The sequence below is a fragment of the Candidatus Merdisoma sp. JLR.KK011 genome, assembly GCF_036941125.1.
GTDB lineage: Bacteria > Bacillota > Clostridia > Lachnospirales > Lachnospiraceae > Laedolimicola.
Genome location: NZ_JAYWSZ010000003.1, coordinates 280,426 through 299,330, shown reverse-complemented (window position 1 = coordinate 299,330; position 18,905 = coordinate 280,426). Strand labels below are relative to the sequence as shown.

Annotated in this window: 16 protein-coding genes; 1 reads left to right on the top strand and 15 read right to left on the bottom strand. The window is 44.7% G+C overall.

Annotation, left to right across the window (positions count from 1 at the left end; genetic code table 11):
* Position 1 precedes the first annotated feature (1 nt).
* From pseF to VV089_RS02375, 12 genes are all read right to left on the bottom strand, one after another.
* Entirely contained in the window at positions 2-700 is a 699-nt protein-coding gene (gene pseF / locus VV089_RS02430; RefSeq protein ID WP_334334832.1) for a pseudaminic acid cytidylyltransferase, read from the bottom strand.
* Between the two features lie 9 nt (positions 701-709).
* On the bottom strand, positions 710-1,906 hold the full coding sequence (gene pseC / locus VV089_RS02425; RefSeq protein WP_334334831.1) for a UDP-4-amino-4,6-dideoxy-N-acetyl-beta-L-altrosamine transaminase: 1,197 nt from the start codon (positions 1,904-1,906) through the stop codon (positions 710-712).
* A 49-nt stretch (positions 1,907-1,955) separates the two neighbouring features.
* Positions 1,956-2,951, bottom strand: a complete 996-nt coding sequence (pseB, locus tag VV089_RS02420) for a UDP-N-acetylglucosamine 4,6-dehydratase (inverting) (protein ID WP_334334830.1) — start codon at positions 2,949-2,951, stop codon at positions 1,956-1,958.
* 77 nt (positions 2,952-3,028) lie between these two features.
* Positions 3,029-4,576 (bottom strand): murein biosynthesis integral membrane protein MurJ, encoded by a 1,548-nt coding sequence (murJ, locus tag VV089_RS02415; RefSeq protein ID WP_334334829.1) that lies wholly within the window; start codon positions 4,574-4,576, stop codon positions 3,029-3,031.
* Positions 4,566-5,732 carry an O-antigen ligase family protein gene (locus VV089_RS02410; RefSeq protein ID WP_334334828.1) on the bottom strand — a complete coding sequence of 389 codons (1,167 nt, stop codon included), beginning with the start codon at positions 5,730-5,732 and terminating at the stop codon, positions 4,566-4,568. Before VV089_RS02410 ends, murJ begins: the two co-directional genes overlap by 11 nt.
* A gap of 73 nt (positions 5,733-5,805) precedes the next feature.
* A complete protein-coding gene (locus VV089_RS02405; protein ID WP_334334827.1) occupies positions 5,806-6,990 on the bottom strand; it encodes a hypothetical protein in 1,185 nt (394 codons plus the stop codon).
* Positions 6,991-7,233, bottom strand: coding sequence for an acyltransferase (locus tag VV089_RS02400; protein ID WP_334334826.1), 243 nt, complete (start codon positions 7,231-7,233; stop codon positions 6,991-6,993).
* Between the two features lie 233 nt (positions 7,234-7,466).
* Entirely contained in the window at positions 7,467-8,525 is a 1,059-nt protein-coding gene (locus tag VV089_RS02395) for a glycosyltransferase (protein WP_334334825.1), read from the bottom strand.
* Between the two features lie 15 nt (positions 8,526-8,540).
* Positions 8,541-9,986 carry a B12-binding domain-containing radical SAM protein gene (locus VV089_RS02390; RefSeq protein WP_334334824.1) on the bottom strand — a complete coding sequence of 482 codons (1,446 nt, stop codon included), beginning with the start codon at positions 9,984-9,986 and terminating at the stop codon, positions 8,541-8,543.
* A gap of 33 nt (positions 9,987-10,019) precedes the next feature.
* Positions 10,020-11,408: a sugar transferase gene (locus VV089_RS02385; protein WP_334334823.1), complete on the bottom strand. Its 1,389-nt coding sequence runs from the start codon at positions 11,406-11,408 to the stop codon at positions 10,020-10,022.
* A gap of 48 nt (positions 11,409-11,456) precedes the next feature.
* Positions 11,457-11,972 (bottom strand): transcription termination/antitermination NusG family protein, encoded by a 516-nt coding sequence (locus VV089_RS02380; protein ID WP_334334822.1) that lies wholly within the window; start codon positions 11,970-11,972, stop codon positions 11,457-11,459.
* 161 nt (positions 11,973-12,133) lie between these two features.
* Positions 12,134-12,670: a transcription termination/antitermination NusG family protein gene (locus VV089_RS02375; protein ID WP_334334821.1), complete on the bottom strand. Its 537-nt coding sequence runs from the start codon at positions 12,668-12,670 to the stop codon at positions 12,134-12,136.
* A gap of 646 nt (positions 12,671-13,316) precedes the next feature.
* Between VV089_RS02375 and feoB the strand changes: the two genes are divergently transcribed.
* On the top strand, positions 13,317-15,635 hold the full coding sequence (gene feoB, locus VV089_RS02370; protein ID WP_334334820.1) for a ferrous iron transport protein B: 2,319 nt from the start codon (positions 13,317-13,319) through the stop codon (positions 15,633-15,635).
* Positions 15,636-15,899: 264 nt separating this feature from the next.
* On the opposite strand, the gene purD is transcribed toward feoB, so the two are convergent.
* From purD to purM, 3 genes are all read right to left on the bottom strand, one after another.
* Positions 15,900-17,171 carry a phosphoribosylamine--glycine ligase gene (purD, locus tag VV089_RS02365; RefSeq protein WP_334334819.1) on the bottom strand — a complete coding sequence of 424 codons (1,272 nt, stop codon included), beginning with the start codon at positions 17,169-17,171 and terminating at the stop codon, positions 15,900-15,902.
* Positions 17,172-17,249: 78 nt separating this feature from the next.
* Complete coding sequence (gene purN, locus VV089_RS02360; RefSeq protein WP_334334818.1) at positions 17,250-17,843, bottom strand: phosphoribosylglycinamide formyltransferase; 594 nt, start codon at positions 17,841-17,843, stop codon at positions 17,250-17,252.
* Positions 17,837-18,862, bottom strand: a complete 1,026-nt coding sequence (gene purM, locus VV089_RS02355; protein WP_172544683.1) for a phosphoribosylformylglycinamidine cyclo-ligase — start codon at positions 18,860-18,862, stop codon at positions 17,837-17,839. Before purM ends, purN begins: the two co-directional genes overlap by 7 nt.
* Between the last annotated feature and the right edge of the window lie 43 nt (positions 18,863-18,905).

Genomic DNA, 18,905 nt, shown 5'->3' with positions numbered 1-18,905 from the left:
TCTAAGCCTCCGCTTTCTGGCTGAACAGCCTGTATTTGATCTCTGCCAATTTCCAGTCTGACCAGCTGTCAATATCCTGGACTTCCTCTTCCGGCATAATCATCGGTACTGTATCCGGCATAACCATGCTGTTGTACTTAAAAAAAGACTCTGTTCTGCAGAAATAAAACTGGCCGCAGTCATGATACACCGGCTCTAAGTCCTGGCTTCTTGAATTTTCAAATTCCGGATACTTATATGCCGCATACCCGTCTTTCATTACCAGGCCCCTTTGGGGCGGAAAGCTGAATCTCACAACAGGTATCAGGGAATCTGCCTTTCTGCACTCCAGCAGCTCTTCTGCCTGTTTCAGCTTTTCTGCATTTATAAACGGCGCTGTCGGATAAATACAGCAGAAGAATTCAAATTTTTTCCCTTGAGAGGCGTAATTTTCTATTACTTCTTTTAAAACATCTGCTGTAGCTGCCCAGTCGCTGCTTGCGGCTCCGCTTCGCATAAACGGCACACTTGCTCCGTATTGCTCTGCAATCTCTGCAATTTCTTCGCTGTCTGTAGATACCATTACTTCTTCAAAAATTCCGCTTTGCAAGGCTGCTTCTATGCTGTATGCTATAATCGGTTTTCCGCAAAAATCCTTTATATTCTTTTTCGGTATTCTCTTAGAGCCGCCCCTGGCTGTGATAATCGCTACTGATGACATATCTGCTCCTTATTTACGATAATGCTGGACAATTTTCTCCACTGCCCGAATAACATCCTCCACATCCTGCCCTGTCATCCTTGGATACAGGGGAATGCTTACAATTCCCTTATAGATCTCCTCTGCATTTGGACACAGCCCCTTCTTATATCCCAGATGCCGGTAGTAAGGAAACCAGTAAACAGGCACATAGTGAATCTGGCACTGCACATTTTCCGCCGCCATGGCATCATAAAACTGACGTCTTGTACATGCCAGCTTTTCAAGGTCTAACCGGATAATATACAGGTGCCGGCAGGTATCTGATTCCGGTATCTCCTCCTGCACAATGATTTCCGGAAGCATCTGGAAAGCCTCATTGTACCTTCTTACAATTTCTTTCCTTCTTTCCGCAAACCGGTCAAGCTTCTTTAACTGGCTCAGCAGCAGCGCTGCCTGGAAATCTGTCATCCGGTAATTATACCCCAATGAAATCTGCTCATAATACCAGGGGCCTTCATGGGGCCCTTCTTCCATCTGCTCCTCCTCATGGGTTATTCCATGGGTATGGGCCAGAACCAGCTTTTTATAAAGCTCTCTGTCATTGGCCGTGACAGCTCCGCCCTCTCCCGAAGTGATGGTCTTTACCGGATGGAAGGAAAAGCAGGTCATGTCCGCCAGACTGCCTGCAGGCTTCCCCTCATACTTTGTTCCGATGGAATGGGCGGCATCTTCAATGAAGATAAGCCCATGCTTATCACATATCTCTCTTATTTCCCTGATTTTTGCAGCCTGCCCGGTAAAATCCACAGCTACAACCGCTTTTGTCTTTTCCGTTATATGGGACTCTATACTGGCAGGATCGATATTATAAGTCTTCGGATCCACATCCGCAAATACCGGCTGTGCACCGCAGTACAGGGCGCAGTTTGCGCTTGCTGCAAAGGTCAGGGGCGTAGTGATGACCTCATCCCCCGGCCCGATGCCTGCCGCTATGCATGCACAGTGAAGCGCCGCTGTCCCGTTGGAAACTGCCACGGCGTACCCGGCTCCTGTATATTCTGCCAGCGCCCTTTCCAGTTCCGCCACCTTCGGACCGCAGGTGACAAAGTCACTTGTAAGGACTTCGCTCACTGCCTTTACATCCTCTTCATCAATCCATTGTCTGCCATAATATATTTTTTCTGTCCGGACCGGCATGCCGCCGTCAACTGCTAATCTATCCATGAACCGCTTCCTGCTCCTTACCTGTTTTTCTGCATAAAAAAAAGAGCCTTTAATGCTCATCCAGATCTGTCTTAAGCTTTTCTTTCAAATCTTCTATACTAAGCCATTCTGTATTTGTCCCGGAGCTGTATTCAAACTCAGGCTCCGCCAGTTTTCCTCCCGGGATCACGTCTTTTTTCCCCCACCAGTTATAATGGGGATAAACGATAAAGTGTTTTTCATACTCATAGGTGTGAAGGGAATCTTCTCTTGTAACCATAATCTCATGGAGCTTTTCTCCCTCGCGGATTCCAACCTCGGGCATCCCACAGCCGGGAAGCATGGCCTGGGCCAGATCCGTAATCTTAAAAGAAGGGATTTTTGATATAAAGGTTTCGCCGCCCCTGGCTTCCTCCAAGGCTTTTATGACCAGCTCTACCCCCTGTTCCAGGCTGATCCAGAAACGGGTCATGCGGTAGTCGGTAATGGGAAGTTCCTTTCCTCCATTGTTTATGATATTCTGGAAAAAGGGGATGACGCTTCCCCGGCTGCCTGCCACATTTCCATAACGGACTACGGCAAATCTCGTTCCATCTGCTCCGCCATATGCATTTGCCGCGCAGAAGAGCTTATCGGAAACGAGCTTTGTTCCGCCATAGAGGTTTACCGGGTTTACTGCTTTATCCGTAGATAATGCTACAACCTTTTTTACTCCGGCCTCTAAGGAAGCATTGATTACATTCATTGCACCGTTAATGTTTGTCTTAATTGCCTCGTTTGGGTTGTATTCGCAGGCAGGAACCTGCTTTAAGGCTGCGGCATGGATTGCATAGTCTGCGCCTTTCATTGCCATCTTAAGCCGGGCTTCGTCCCGGACATCGCCTATGAAATAACGAAGGACATCCCTGTATTCCTTATATTGGTTGTCCATTACAAACTGCTTGTACTCATCTCTGGAATAAATGATGATCTTTTTGGGGTTGTAGTGTTTTAATACATAGTCCACAAAATGATGGCCGAAAGAGCCTGTTCCACCTGTAATTAAAATTGTTTTCTTGTTCAACATAAAACGATTCTCCTTTGCTTTTAAAATTTCTTTTTCAATTACAAACCTTACATATTTTTTGTTAACGTTAACCACAATCATATTGATTTCCGACGTATATAAGCCATTATATTTTTTATCTCATCCGTCTTTAAAAGTATAAGTATCATAAAATATGCAGCTCCTCCTAAAAGAACTTTAAAAATAAATAATAAAAATGATAGTGTACTCGAAGCATCGCCAATAAAATTAATCTGTAATATATTGGCAAAAGAAAGAATGCAGTACATAATAATAGAGGCCAGAATTGATTTCAAAAAAATTACTGCCGTCCTATTGTATTTTATTTCTGACAATTTTCTTTTTGCTATAATTAACAAATATGCACTTGTTATCAATATACTAACTACACTTGCCAAAGCTACCCCGATTGCTGCAAATTGTTTTGACAATATAAGATTTAAAATCACATTTATCATTACCCCAATCATTGAATTAACCATAATCGTGTGAGTATCCCCACACACTGTTAATAATTTTACTGCAATATTTTGCAGTCCTGAAAACAAGGTGCAAATCATATAGCAGCTAAAAATGCCTCCTACAACAGGTATGGCCGCAGCATTAAAAGCGCCTCTTGCAAAAACAATGGTAATAATTTCATTGCGTAGAACAAAGCTTCCAAAAATCAAAGGCATACACATCAAAATCAGGAAGTTTATTGTCCGTATAAAAATCTTTGCAAGCTCCGCTCTCTTTCCTTTCGCTGCATATTCTGAAAATGCAGGAAACATAAGAATCACTACATTATTTATAAAAACAATTTGTACAATACTGGTCAGCTTAGACGCATAGCTTAAAGAGGCCAGGCTTCCGCTGTCTAAAAAAGAGCCGATAATTTTATCAACAAATTGATTTACTTCTCCTATACTGGATCCTATCAGAATCGGGACTATCAATCTGCAGGCTTTTTTAATATATGGCGCTTTTACATCTATATATGGAACAAACCTGCTGTATTTTTGAGCATAAAAAAAACAAACAAAGCACTCAACTGCTATTCCCAATACCAAACCGATAACGGCTGCAAATACTCCAATCTCTTTATAGAAAAAAATCAGAAAAAGAATAAGGCCTATATTCCGAAAAGTATTTATAATCTTAGGCAGACCGAATCTTTTATTTACATTCAGCACACCTGTATAAATACGTATGATCCCCTCAAAAAAGAGCATAGGCATAACACAGCGCATCAAAGCTGCCGCCAAATTGTGTGCATCCTCCGGCAAACCAGGAGATACTGCAAAAATAATTCCTCTCGCAAATATTTCTGCAAAAATGATAAACCCTAACAGTCCAATACACACAATGGATAAAATATTCGAAATAAATAGAGCTGCTTCTTTATCACCTTTTAAATAACGCTGTTCTGTGTAGAGTGGAATATTTATTGTATTTAACGCTTCCCATACAATTGCAACAAGTATTTCCGGGGTTTGTACTGCAACAATATATGCATCTGCTGTTGAAGTCACTCCCAGATAACCTGCAATAACTACCTCCCTCAAAAAAGAAAAAAGGGCTACAATCACAGATAAAACCGATAACAAAAATCCAGCCCTTACCATACTAGTTTTATGCTTCATCTGGTTTACCTTTATTTCCCATCGTATACTTGTATTGTGTTCCTTTTATATCATATATTTGAGGATAAAAAACAAAAAGCAGCCATACGATATCTCCCCAATTAAACCAAAAAACATAATCAGACATCCCTCGTAAGAAAAAAATAATTGCTAATCCTGCCAAATAATAGTACTTACTTTTTATATACCCCCAAAAAGCCCTTATACTTAGCAGCAAATTCATCATCACTCCCAAAATTCCAACTGTAGCATGACAATTCAATATAACATTATGAGCATTCCCCCTATATATGCGTAAAATCTCCTCCACTTCAAAGGAAACTCCAAATACAAAGGTTTCTATATGAAACAGATTTTGTATATACGCTTTCCAAATTCCTAGCCTTGAATCGGCTAAACCAGAAATCGAAACCCCATCCTTTGCAAATCGCTCAATAAAACGCTGTAAAAAGGAAGAGAATATAGTTGTTGCCAAAAAATAAGCAGCAAACATTACTATCACTATCAACGGAATTGCTTTTGCTATTTTAAACCTGGCTTTTTTCTCATCATAGAGCAACTGAAAAAACACTAAAAGCAGCCAAATAATAATTCCCATACGTTTCAAAGAAAGAAATACTGGTATTGCACCCAAAAGTACCGGAATGTATCCTACTTTTTCTTGCTTTCTGTAATAAGCCGCCGCCATAAGCAAATATAAAATTAATAGGACAATGTCTGTAGAAAGCGCTCCTCCTTTATTAAATATATATTGATTTTTTTCATCTGCCACAGCATATTGGTTTGCCAAGCCTAACAGGTGCCGCACTATATACCAAAAAACAGCTATATAGTATATTTTTTTATAAACATCAGGCTTTATATCTTCGTACAATAAAGCCATTGCAATACCTGAATATGACATAATAGTGACAATGAATTGAATGCTTTTATTATCAGAAACACTTTTACACAAAAACGAAAGACTAATCATTGCAATTGTATACAAAATCATATATCTGGTTGTATTATTCCTTCTATTGCCTGCTTCATATAAAAAACATGCTGCTCCTGACACCGCCATAACCAAATTACACAGAGTTGTGCTCATCATCGTAAAATTCTGTAAATAAAAAAACAAAATAAATAAAAATAAAAGTGCAATTGGTATCCGCACTTTTATTCTCCTTCGCATTTTGCTTATACTTTGAATTTTCATCATACTTTACATCATACCTTTATTATCGTCTTTATCTCTTTTGTTTTTCTGCATGCTGTTCTATAAAATGAGATAACATCATTACACCTTTATGAAGCAGAAAAAAATCTTCACCTTTTAATTCTTCCAAATACTTTTCGGAACTATAATCATCAATCAGAATTTTTTTCCCGTTAAACCAGGCCTCCAATAGTACCGTTGAACGAAAACTAACAACATACTCTGTCGTGTTAAGCGATTCGTACAAGCTTGTTGTACGGATGTCTTCTATCGCAATATCCGGCAGGCACTGCTGCAGTATACTCCATTCGCTTTCCCTTGGATGGGGCCTTACTTTACATCTATAGCCTTTCTGCTCCAAACGCTTTAACATGTCTCTTACATTCCTAAGCTCCTCTTTGCTCTGATTTTGTAGATAGTAAGTAATCTCATATTCGTAATTTCCTTCCTTATTCCTTTCGCATGCCTTTAATATGGAGTCTGGAAGTTCAATAACGTATGGTACTTTAAATCCCGAAAGTGTATACAATGCATCATAAAAATAACGCTCCCACACATACATCCTATGGAACCGCATCCCACATGCTCTTGTATTATAAGAATATTCTCCATGTTGAATATTAATATGTTCGACACCTAAATTCTCACAATATTTCGTCATCAAAGCACAGGTAAACGATCCTTCCGTATAGGAAATAACCGCTTTTGGACTATATCGTCTGATGGCGGATGAATAAATTGATAATTTAGCCAATATTTTTAATTGAAAATAAGGCTGCCTATATTTTTTATAAATCTGTCTTACAAAAACAAGATCTTCTCTTATTAATCCTAAGTTTGTCTCAAAATCAGTTTCTTCCATTTGGGGAAATTCTATCTTAAGGCTGTTTGGTATAATTTTATCTGAAATACCATTGCTAATAAATACCGCATCGGACTTGTTTAAAAGGACTTGTTTTTTCCCCCTCCTAAGCATAAGCATCTTATAAAAAGGAATCATAAAAAATGACGATATATTAAAAAAAATATCCTTCCATGCCGGCTCATTCTGCTTTTGGCATAGATACTGGTAATAGGCCCTTTCTACATCATCCTTTGGCTCTGGAAATGAATGCATAAAATCTAATTGCTGTTGTAAGGCCGGTTTTTTAAACCCTCTATTTCCCCTATGCTGTATCCACTTCAATATTCTATGCATAAATTCCTGTATGTTCATTCAAAAGAACCTCCGCTCTTGAACCATTTTCTCATAATGCTCTCTATTCCTTTCTGCAAATACCTTTGCCGGATGCCCGCCTGCAATTGAACAGGGCGGTATATGACCAGCTACAACACTTCCTGCCTGAATAATACATCCCTCTCCCAATACCGCACCTGGCAGAATAATGACTCTGCTTCCAATCCATACATTATTTCCTATCTGCACATTTTTACTTATGTTTGTTGCATCATAGGGCACACTTTCACCCTCGTAATTATGGTTAGATGTTAATATAAGACAGCCTTCACCCGAATGAAAATTATCGCCAATAAATACCCTGCCGAACCCTCGTATACGCATGCCGTTAAAATTACAGTTTTTACCTGTCTCACATCTTTTCCCAAGCCAGGTAAAACCATTTGCCGTAATGTTTTTACCCCCCCCCAGATGAAAAGCAGGCAATTTGGGTAAAAAATACCGTTTGCATTTTCTTAATGTTTTTTTTGATTATATTCATCGAATTTTTTCCTCTTGAAAAGCAGCTCTCCCAAACCAATTAGATAGGATAAATTTAGGGCCGCAAAATACTGCATCAAAGACAAAAGTTTACCAATACTTCCTTTTATCTCCTTTTTGCAGCTACGTGCTTTTGCATAAATACCAAGAATTATATAGCCGGCAAGCTGGCTTAAAAATAGTATATGTACCCATTTATACCTGCTTCCCAGCAACGCACTGCTAAAAAAGGCCGCAATCATATTAAAAGGGACGATCCACTTCATAACTCTATGGCTTATATACGTGAAGCTTCCCCTGGATGGTAAAAGCATCTTTCGAAATATCCATAGTGCCTGATAATAACCTGCTCCCTCCTCCACATGCTTGTTAAATATCTCAGCTGACGTATTGTCACTTTGTTCGTATGCAATTGCATTGCGTTCAAACACTGCATCCCAGCCGGATTTGATAACCGCCGTTGAAAGAAAGAAGTTCCTATTGATTGTATTTTGGGGTATCTTTGATACCGCTTCTTTCCGAATCGCAAATAAAAAGCTATTTGCTCCAGACACCCTTCCTATCTTTCCTTCTTGCTCTCTCACCCAATTCTCATATTTCCAGTAAGCGCTTTCTTGTCCGTTCTCTTTACGTATTTGGCCGCAGACACTTCCCACGCGAGAATCGGAAAAGTTAGCTGCCATTTTCTTTAAAGCTTCCTTATCCAATCTTGTTTTGTCATCTGTAAAAAGAATTATTTCCCCTTGTGCATCAGAAATCAAATTGTTTATTTTTTCTGCTTTACTTAAATCCGTACCATTTGCCGTTTTTTCTGTCTGCACTGAGATATTTTCCAGAAAATACTCTTGCTCATATAGATTCTTAATCTTTGCTTCCGGATGATGTCCTAGTATAATTACAGACACTTTAGGCATATATTCCGACTTTTTATAGTTCTTTCTTCGGAATCCAGCCAAAAGAAAAGGATACATCACATATGTGTAAACCGGCTCAAACAATGATACTGCGAGAACTATCCAAAGAAAAACTGTCATAAAAATTCATCCTGCTTATTTTTTAAACAAATACTTTCTAAATGTTCCAAAGGCCTTCCATGTCCGAATGAAATCCTCTTTGCTTGTCAGACACTCTCCTAGCTTCATTAACATGTAGCTTGGCCTTAAATAAAATTGTTTGCGGGCATAATTACAAAATTCAACCAATTCCTGACTGCTTAATTCAGGCCTTGAAAGTACACAGTTGTGCATTCCATCTGCGGTAAGCCATTCGTCATAGCTTTTTGCATTGATATAGTGATTCTCTTTTGCCCATGTCCAGGCTTCTGTCCCCGGATATACAATCAGTGGAAAGTATTGTACGGTATCCATACGAAGACTTTTGCTAAATTCCAAAGTTTCTTTCATGGTAGCTTTTGTCTCACCGGGATTGCCTACCATAAAGCAGCCATGAACCCGCATTTTGGCCTTTTTAGCCGCTGCATTAAATCTTCTGGACTGTTCCAAGGTAATTCCTTTATGCATTCCATCGAGTACCTTTTGACTGCCGCTCTCATATCCAACGACGACAAGCCGGCATCCTGCTTTTTTCATCAAAACCATAGTATTATATTTAAGTGTTACACGGCACTGCACCACCCATTTAAGCCCCAGCTTACTTTCGATCATCAGCTTACAAAATTCCTGGACATTTTCCTGATCAACAGAAAAATTATCGTCATCAATCAAAATCTCTTTTACATCCGGAAAGTTCCTTTTGATATACACACATTCGTCAAAAAGGTTTTTTGCACTTCTTTTCCTATACTGCTTACCAAACATAACTTGAGAATACATGCAGTAAAAACACTTTGAAGGACAGCCGCGGCTGGAAAAAATACTGATTGTGGGAAAGCTTACATGAGCGTAAAAATAATCTTCGATATCCAAATATTTTTTATAAACTGCAGAAACAAATGGCAGGTCGTCCAGATTTTCAATGTAAGGGCGATCCTTATTCTCTTTCAGCTCCCTATTCTCACAATAACTAATACCAGGCACATCTTTTAATTGCATTTTTCCTTCCAGCGCTTTTGCAATCTCTGGAAGAGTATAGTCATATTCATGCCGTGCGATAAAATCAACATATGCACTTTTCTCCGGTAAAATCTCTGATACCGCTGCCGAAACATGCGTACCTACAAGACAAATCTTTACTTCTGAAATACACTTCTTTATTGCCTGGGCAACAGCAAGATCATTGTTAATACTAGGGGTAGATGTGTCAATGACAACAAGGGAAGGGGAAAATTCTTTTACCATCTTCAGCGTTTCTTCCCTTGATAAGCACTTTGCCGGAGCGTCAATTAATTTTAATTCATGGCCCTCTTTATCTAAGACCCCTGCCGCATAAGAAAGCCAAAGAGGGAAATAAATTGTGCCGCTCTTTGTAACTGCCGGGCTGCGGGAGCTTTTTGAATATTTATTTATAAATGGGGGGTTTAAAAGCAAAATTTTCATGTGTTTTCTCCTTAAAACTTATTTTGTTTATGATTACAAATGCCTTTTAACAGCATTTAAAGCATAACGGGCAAAATAAAAACTGCTTTTTATAATAGAAAATCCATAATATTTTCTATAAGTTTTCCATTGCAATTTCGCTGAATGCTTTTTATTCTGGGTTAGAGAAGCTTCATTTCCTTCTCTATAATATGCAAGAATTTCGTCTATCCCATAAGCAGCATTTTCTTTCTGTAAAATTTTCTGCCAAGTTATATTGTCCTCCGTATGATCCAAAATCGGCATATGGAAATCTCCTGCCATATCTCTGTTTACCATAACGGTTAAACAGCCAATTGCTGTATTACTGTAAATATCCTTTGCTTTCATTTTGGGCGGAGCCTTCATAACTTTTCCTCTCCTGCCTGTATCGGAATTAAATTTCTGATAGTTTGTATAAGTCAATACATATCCATTTTTTTCCATAAAAGAAAGCTGCTTTAAAAGTTTATTCTTGTCCCAAAAATCATCGCTGTCCAAAAAAGCAATATATTTTCCTCTTGCAGCATCCAATCCTGCATTTCTGGCCGCCGCCGCTCCTAAGTTATAATTCTGCTTAAGAAGTCTGATTCGTTCATCCCTTTCTGCATATCTCTGTACTATCTCCGCCGTATTGTCAGCAGAACAATCGTCTATAATAAGCAGCTCCCAATTTGGATATGTCTGATTCTGGACACTCTCTATTGCTTTCAGTAAGTATTTGGCAGAATTGTAGGCCGGCATAATAACAGAAATCAATATGCCCGTATCCATATTATCTGTATCAAATTCCTGTTCTGGCTTTTTTCCGGTTCCCCCTTCCATTACCCCATCACTTCTCAGGACAGAAAAAATCGTCTCAAAAAAGCATCTCACATCAAACCAAAAACTCATCCTCTGTACATACTCTCCATCCATCCTGGCTTTCAGCGGAATCTCCAATTCATCCCTTCCGTTAATCTGTGCCCATCCTGTCAATCCGGGCAAAATATCATTGGCCCCATACTTATCACGCTCTGCAATCAAATCATACTGATTCCAAAGCGCCGGTCTGGGGCCAATAATACTCATATCTCCTTTTAAAATATTAAAAATCTGCGGCAATTCATCCAAAGATGTTTTTCGCAGAAACCTTCCCGTTTTTGTAATGTATTGTTCCGGATTTTCCAGCAGATGCGTAGGGGTATCCTTAGGCGTATCGATCCGCATGGTTCGAAATTTCAATATATAAAAATACTTTTTATGAATTCCGATCCGCTTCTGACGAAACAATACAGGCCCGGGGGAATCCGCTTTAATTGCCAAAACCAATATCAAAAATAGAGGAAATAACACTATCAAACCAGCAGCTGATAACATCACATCTAATATCCTCTTCCATTGTTGATAGCTCTTTTTTAACATTACGACTGCTCCCTTTCCCTATATGAAAATCCCATATCATCCTGCCATTCAGTCTCCTTCCAGCCGAAGCCCCAGCAGAATCTCCCGATCCCTTCCAAATAAATGCACGCGGATAATCACATACCGCATCCTGATCCGCTTCTTTATCACTCTATCCATATAGCCGTCTAATGGCTTTCTGCACTCCACAATATTTCCCTGCTCATCTACTTTCACAGGAGAAAGCCTCACCGTATACTCTTCATCCTCATTGATAAGCTCCTTCAAAAAGCTTTCCTCTTCCAGCGACACCGGATAAAACTCCTCTCCCTCTTTTCCCAGCATCTTTGTATAGAAAGAAACCCTCTTTAGCTGCTGATATAATTCCTCCGGATTCTTTGTGGAAACAAACACATATCCAGGAAACAGCAGTTCCACATAAACTCTGCATGCCCCCTGTATCCGCCAGACCGCTTCCCTCTTCAACAGAAAACACTCTTCATAAACCTCTTTGTCTACCAGCCTTCGAATACTCTCCATTGCCTCTTCTTCATTCCCTGTCATGGTTTGAATGGCATACCACATATCCGCTTCCCTTTCTCCTGCTCTTCCTATTTCCTTCCTTAGTCGAGGGTATTTTATCTTAAAAATGGGCATGCTTCGCCATTTTGCAGCCCATGCCCCAAACTTTAACCTCCCTATGTGGTACTCTCACCCACGCCGCAGTCTATACTGCAGTACAGCCGTCATACTTTTTCATAAATTTCCAGTCCCACATTTACATTCCGAAAACTTCCCGGCATCTCCAGCTTCGCAATCCGTTTATGCCTGTCAATTTTTCGAATCAGCCTTTCCTTTCCCCGAAGAGGCCCCTCTGTCACACAAGTACACCCACCCCGAATATAACCCTTAGATATACCCGAATGGCGGCTTTCCCCACACAGATCCCGAAGAAACTGCTCCTCCTCCTTACACACCGGAGCCAAGGCATCCCGTCCCCCCAGGACAGCAAAAATCTTCCCATATTGCTTAATCTCTCCAGCAAGCCGTTCCCCGTCCTCACTCTCCAAAAACACATAATGAGGAAACATCAGCCGTTGCTCCACATGCCAGCTGCCCTCATATCTCCGCATCCGATCATAAGTAAAACAGAACGCATCCTTTACAGCCGTCCCCGTCAAGTGCCGCATACAGGAACGCACAATATCCTCTTCCCTGCAATCCGGGCAATACAGTACATACCAGATACCAATGCCTCCTTCCATCCCAAGCAGAAAAACCACTTCCCCTGCTGAAAACCAAATTTTTCGTAGAGCATGTTACTCTACGAAAAAACAAAACAAATAAAGTACAAAAAAGGAAATAATAGTAAGATATCTTAGACTTGATTCAGAACATCTCATCCGCCAAACCAGGAAAAACAGAAAAAAAATGTTATAAATTTCCATTTATTACACAGTTACAAAAGAAAATCACGATTTATATTGAAATATTTTAAGAATTTGGTTATAATAAGAAACATTGAAATAAAGACAAACAATTCTAATTTACGTAGAGTAACATGCTCTACGATTTTTTTATCAAAAAATCCCCTCAAAAAACGCCCCATCCCCAGCAGTTCAGCCAGTCGTCAGCAGCCTGGGACGGCAGACTTTTCCAATATCAGGTGTCCGGCTGTTCGCGAACAGTCTGTCTGATTCCGGCGGACATTACCCAAAAACCAAACCCCTACTCCAAAACCCCAAAAGTAATGTCCACCAAAAGCAGACAGAATGTACGCGAACCGTCCGAACACTGATATGGAAAAGTCCGCCGTCCCAGGCTGCTGACGACTGGCTGAACTGCGTCCCCCCGTCCCCCCCTGTCACCTCTCCCCTCCTCCATCATACAATAATAACACCATAAACTTACCTCAAGGAGATAGCCCCCATGTCCAACCATCACTGTCTAAACGATATGAAGCCCGGTCAAACCGCCCGAATCCACTCCCTCACCGCCGCCGGAAGCACACGCCGCCGTCTCTCAGATCTCGGACTTGTAGACCAAACCCTCGTCCAATGCATAGGAAAAAGCCCTTCCGGCGACCCCTGTGCCTATCTCATCCGCGGCGCCGTCATCGCCATCCGCTCTGCAGAAGGGAAAAAAATCCTCATCGAAGAGCCTGCCTCCGGCCACAAAACCATTGCCCTGGCCGGCAATCCCAACGTAGGCAAAAGCACCCTTTTCAACAGCCTCACCGGAATGAAACAGCACACCGGCAACTGGCCGGGCAAAACCGTGGAAAACGCTCTGGGCCTCTGCCACAGCAGACGCCATGACTACATACTTGCCGATCTCCCCGGAACCTATTCCCTTATGCCTCATTCCCCCGAAGAAGAAGAGGCCCGGAACTTCCTCTGCTCCGGCAGGGCAGACGCAGCCATCGTCGTCTGCGACGCCTCCTGCCTGGAGCGGAATCTCAACCTGGTTCTCCAGACCATCGAGCTGATTCCCCGGGTACTTGTATGCGTCAACCTCATGGATGAAGCAGCCCGGCATCACATCCACATAGACCTTCCTGCCCTGTCAAAAGCTCTGGGCGTCCCCGTGGTCGGCACCACTGCCAGAGACAGGCACAGCCTTGACGCCCTGCTGGATGCTCTGGACGAACTGTTCGAAAGCCCTGCCGGTTCCAAAACCGGAACCTGCCCTGTCACCTATCCGCCTCTGCTGGAAGCAGCTCTGACCATTTTAGAGCCCACAGTCCGAAACCAGTCCGGGCTCACACTTCCTCCGCGCTGGACTGCCCTGCGCCTTTTAGAGCACCGCCTGAATCCCGAAGCTGCCCTTCCCGCCCTACTTCCCTCCCTCCTGCACACGGATCCGGCTGTAAAACAAGCTCTCACAGAAGCAGAACATATCCTAACAGCATCCGATATCCACAAAGAACAGCTCTCCGATCTCATTACATCCGCCCTTTTCCACCATGCGGAGGCCATCTGCCAGACTGTCATCCAAAAAGAAAAGCAAGATGCTCACCGCACCCTCCGGCGCCTGGACACCCTTCTCACCAGCCGCCGGACCGGCTATCCCCTTATGCTCCTTTTACTGGCCTTCGTATTCTGGCTGACCATTGCAGGGGCCAACTACCCCTCCCAGCTCCTTTCCGGCCTGTTCACCTCCCTGGAAACACCCCTGGCCGCATTTTTTGTCCGCCTCCACGCCCCGGTCTGGCTCCAGGATCTGGCCGTATCCGGCATATACCGTGTCCTGACCTGGGTTGTCTCCGTCATGCTTCCGCCCATGGCCATTTTCTTTCCTCTGTTTACCCTCCTGGAGGACGCCGGCCTCCTGCCCCGGATCGCCTACAACCTGGACCATGCCTTCCAATGCTGCCATTCCTGCGGAAAACAGGGACTTACCCTCTGCATGGGCTTTGGCTGCAACGCTGCCGGCGTGACAGGCTGCCGCATCATCGACTCCCCAAGAGAACGCCTCATCGCCATCCTGACCAACAGCTTTGTCCCCTGCAACGGCCGCTTCCCTGTAATCCTCACCCTCATCACCCTATTCTTCACAGGCGCCGCCGGGGCCTTTTCTTCCAATGCCCTGGCCGCCCTTCTGCTCACCGGTGTCATCCTCTTAGGTATAGCCGCAACCTTCCTGGCCTCCTGGCTGCTGTCACGGACCATATTAAAAGGAGTTCCCTCCTTCTTCACCCTGGAACTCCCTCCATACCGCCGCCCCCAGTTCGGCCCCGTCCTAATCCGCTCCCTCCTGGACCGGACACTCTTCGTACTGGGCCGGGCCGTCACCGCAGCCGCCCCGGCAGGCCTCATCATCTGGCTTATGGCCAGCCTCACCTGGCAGGGAAGCACCCTTTTATCCATCTGCGCCGCAGCCCTCGACCCCTTCGCCGCCCTCTTCGGCCTGGACGGCGTCATCCTCATGGCCTTCCTCCTTGGAATGCCAGCCAACGAAATCGTCCTCCCCATCATCCTCATGGCCTACCTAAACCAGCAGACCCTCACTGCCCCCGAAAACCTCCTGACCCTCAAATCCCTCCTAATCTCCCAAGGCTGGACACCCCTCACCGCCGCCTGCACCATCCTCTTCACCCTGTTCCACTGGCCCTGCGCCACCACCCTAATCACCATCCACAAAGAAACCAAAAGCCTCAAATGGACCCTCCTGGCCTTCCTCCTCCCCACCGCCTTCGGCCTAACCCTCTGCCTCCTCACCACCCAGACCGCCCGCCTTCTGTTCTAAACACACTATAAACAATCCCACCATCCTCTCCTACCGCCCCCAACCCCAGGGTTCGGATCAAACCGGGCGCTGCGTCTTTTCCAATATCAAGTGTCCGGCTGTTCACGCACACGCTGTCTGCTATGTACGGACACTGCCAAAGAGCCAAACAAAAAAATCCCCAGCAGTGTCCGTACATAGCAGACAGCGTGTACGTGAACCGTCCGAACACAGATATGGAAAAGACGCAGCGCCCGGTTTGCTCCGAACCCGTCCGTCCCTCATCTAAACCTCATCAATAGCCTTCCCAATATCCCCCCTGCAATAAGCCTTCTCAAACCCCACCAGCTTCACCGCTTCATAAGCATTCCTCCGAGCCGTCTTAAGGTCATCCCCTGTAGCCGTCACCCCAAGCACCCGGCCTCCATTCGTAACAAACTGCCCGTCCACCTTCTTCGTCCCGGCATGGAACACATAATACCCGTCCTTATCCTTAAAATGCTCAAGCCCCCAGATGGGAAACCCTTTCTCATAAGACACCGGATACCCGCCGGAAGCCAGCACAACACAAACCGCCGCGTTATCTTCAAACTGCAGGTCAACCTGATCCAGCGTCCCATCCACACAGGCCTCAAAAACCTCTACAATATCATTCTTCATCCTTGGCAGCACCACCTGGGCCTCCGGATCCCCGAACCGCGCATTATACTCCAGCACTCTCGGCCCCTTCTCCGTCAGCATCAGCCCAAAGAAAATAACTCCTTTAAACTCACGTCCCTCTGCCGCCATGGCGTCCACCGTAGCCTGGTAAATATGCTCCCTGCAGAAGGCGTCCACTTCCTCTGTATAGAATGGACTGGGAGAAAACGTCCCCATTCCCCCTGTATTCAGACCCTGATCCCCATCCAGGGCGCGCTTATGATCCTGGGCCGAAGTCATACATTTGATCGTCTTTCCGTCCACAAAGCTTAAGACAGAAACCTCCCGTCCCGTCATAAACTCCTCAATCACCATGCGGTTTCCGGCAGCGCCGAACTGCTTGTCCTGCATAATGGTTTTCACGCCCTCTTTTGCCTCTTCCAGCGTATTGCAGATTAAAACGCCCTTCCCAAGAGCCAGACCGTCAGCCTTCAGAACAATGGGAAACTTTGCATGCTCCAGATATTCAAGAGCATCCTCCGGATTATCAAAATTTTCGTAGGCTGCCGTAGGAATTCCGTACTTTTTCATCAAATCCTTCGAAAAAGCCTTTGAGCCCTCCAGGATCGCCGCATTTTTCCGGGGCCCGAAGATTCGAAGGCCCTTTTCTTCAAACACATCCACAATGCCGCCCACCAGAGGATCATCCATGCCGACTACCGTCAGATCAATCTCCTTCTCCTGGGCAAACGCCGCCAGCTTCTCAAATTCCATAGCGCCGATGGGAACACACTCTGCGTATTCCTCAATCCCGGCATTGCCCGGCGCACAGTATATCTTTTCCGCCTTCGGGCTCTGGGCCGTTTTCCATGCGATGGCATGCTCCCGTCCCCCCGAACCTACGATCAAAATCTTCATACTAATCTACCCCCTATTTCATATGATTCCAGTTCTGTAAGCTCCTTTGCATACACCATTGTAAAGCGCTTACTGTTTTTATTGTTCTTTCCGGGCTATCATGTCAATCGCCTTGGGCAGCAGCACCCACTCTGCCTCCTCCATCACCCGGCGCTGAAGAACCTCCGGCGTATCCCCTTTGCGGACCTCCACCGCCTTCTGCAGCAGAATCGGCCCCGTATCCGTGCCTTCGTCCACAAAATGAACCGTAGCCCCCGTTACCTTCACGCCCCGTTTCAGGGCTTCTTCGTGAACCTTCAGCCCATAATAGCCTGTTCCGCAGAAAGAAGGGATCAAGGATGGATGAATATTGATCATCCGCCCCTTATACTCCCGGATAATGCTTTCCGGAATCACCACCAGACACCCGGCCAGAACCACCAGATCTGCCCCGCTGTCCTTAAGAGCCTTCAGAAGGGCCTTGTGAAATTCCTCTCTCGTCTTGTATGCCTTAGGCGAAATACACAGAGCAGGAATTCCCTTAAGCCGGGCCCGTTCCAGTGCGTATGCATTGGGATTATTGCTGATCACTGCAGAAATCTCTGCATTTTGTATTTCCCTGCGGTCCATGGCGTCCAGAATCGCCTGCAGATTCGTTCCTCCGCCGGATACCAGCACCGTTACCTTTAACATAAGGTCACTCCCTTTTCACCGGAGCGTACCTCTCCCAAGAGATACGGCGTTTCTCCTGCTGCCCTGACAGCCTCCATGCACTTGTCTGCCTCCGCCGGATCCACTGCCATCACCATGCCGATTCCCATATTAAAGGTATTGTACATCATCTGCTCTTCAATTCTTCCGTCCTCAGCAAGCATCTTAAAGAGCACAGGAATGGGATAGCTGTCCTTCTTCACCACAGCAGCCGCCCCCTCCGGAAGCATCCGGGGAATATTCTCATAAAAACCGCCGCCTGTAATATGGCTGCATCCCTTAATATTCACACCCGCTTCCTTTACTGTCCGCAGAGCCTTCACATAAATCTTCGTCGGCTCAATGAGCGCCTCTCCAAGGGTTCTGCCAAGGCTTTCAAAATGGGTATTCATATATTTTTCTTTCATGGTAAAAACCTTGCGCACCAGAGAAAACCCATTGCTGTGCACACCGGAGGAAGCCATACCCACAAGCACGTCCCCCGGCTTTATCCCTGCGCCGGTAATCAGATTCTTCTCATCCACGATTCCAACGGCAAAGCCCGCCAGGTCATACTCGTCCACAGGATAGAAGCCCGGCATCTCCGCCGTCTCACCGCCGATAAGCGCTGCGCCCGCCTGGAGGCAGCCTTCTGCCACACCGCTTACAATCGTTGCAATCCGCTCCGGCACATTCTTGCCGCAGGCAATGTAATCCAGAAAGAACAGCGGCTCTCCTCCGGCACAGGCAATGTCATTCACACACATAGCCACGCAGTCAATTCCCACCGTATCATGCTTGTCCATGAGAAATGCCAGCTTCAGCTTCGTCCCCACGCCGTCCGTTCCGGAAACCAGCGTAGGCTTCTCCATGTTTTTAAAAGCCTCCATGGAAAATGCTCCCGAAAATCCTCCGATTCCCGTCAGCACCTCCGGGCGCATGGTTGCCGCCACATGCTTTTTCATCAGCTCCACCGACTTATAGCCGGCCTCAATGTCTACTCCTGCATTCTTATAATCCATTTTTTTCCTCCCGACACAATGAATGGCCCCTCTTTCCCGGACG

Bases quoted from the DNA above. Each gene is read 5' to 3' on its own strand.
- pseF (WP_334334832.1), bottom strand. From the start codon at position 700: ATGTCATCAGTAGCGATTATCACAGCCAGGGGCGGCTCTAAGAGAATA.
- pseC (WP_334334831.1), bottom strand. From the start codon at position 1,906: ATGGATAGATTAGCAGTTGACGGCGGCATGCCGGTCCGGACAGAAAAA.
- pseB (WP_334334830.1), bottom strand. From the start codon at position 2,951: ATGTTGAACAAGAAAACAATTTTAATTACAGGTGGAACAGGCTCTTTC.
- murJ (WP_334334829.1), bottom strand. From the start codon at position 4,576: ATGAAGCATAAAACTAGTATGGTAAGGGCTGGATTTTTGTTATCGGTT.
- VV089_RS02405 (WP_334334827.1), bottom strand. From the start codon at position 6,990: ATGAACATACAGGAATTTATGCATAGAATATTGAAGTGGATACAGCAT.
- VV089_RS02395 (WP_334334825.1), bottom strand. From the start codon at position 8,525: ATGACAGTTTTTCTTTGGATAGTTCTCGCAGTATCATTGTTTGAGCCG.
- VV089_RS02390 (WP_334334824.1), bottom strand. From the start codon at position 9,986: ATGAAAATTTTGCTTTTAAACCCCCCATTTATAAATAAATATTCAAAA.
- VV089_RS02385 (WP_334334823.1), bottom strand. From the start codon at position 11,408: ATGTTAAAAAAGAGCTATCAACAATGGAAGAGGATATTAGATGTGATG.
- VV089_RS02380 (WP_334334822.1), bottom strand. From the start codon at position 11,972: ATGTGGTATGCCATTCAAACCATGACAGGGAATGAAGAAGAGGCAATG.
- feoB (WP_334334820.1), top strand. From the start codon at position 13,317: ATGTCCAACCATCACTGTCTAAACGATATGAAGCCCGGTCAAACCGCC.
- purD (WP_334334819.1), bottom strand. From the start codon at position 17,171: ATGAAGATTTTGATCGTAGGTTCGGGGGGACGGGAGCATGCCATCGCA.
- purN (WP_334334818.1), bottom strand. From the start codon at position 17,843: ATGTTAAAGGTAACGGTGCTGGTATCCGGCGGAGGAACGAATCTGCAG.
- purM (WP_172544683.1), bottom strand. From the start codon at position 18,862: ATGGATTATAAGAATGCAGGAGTAGACATTGAGGCCGGCTATAAGTCG.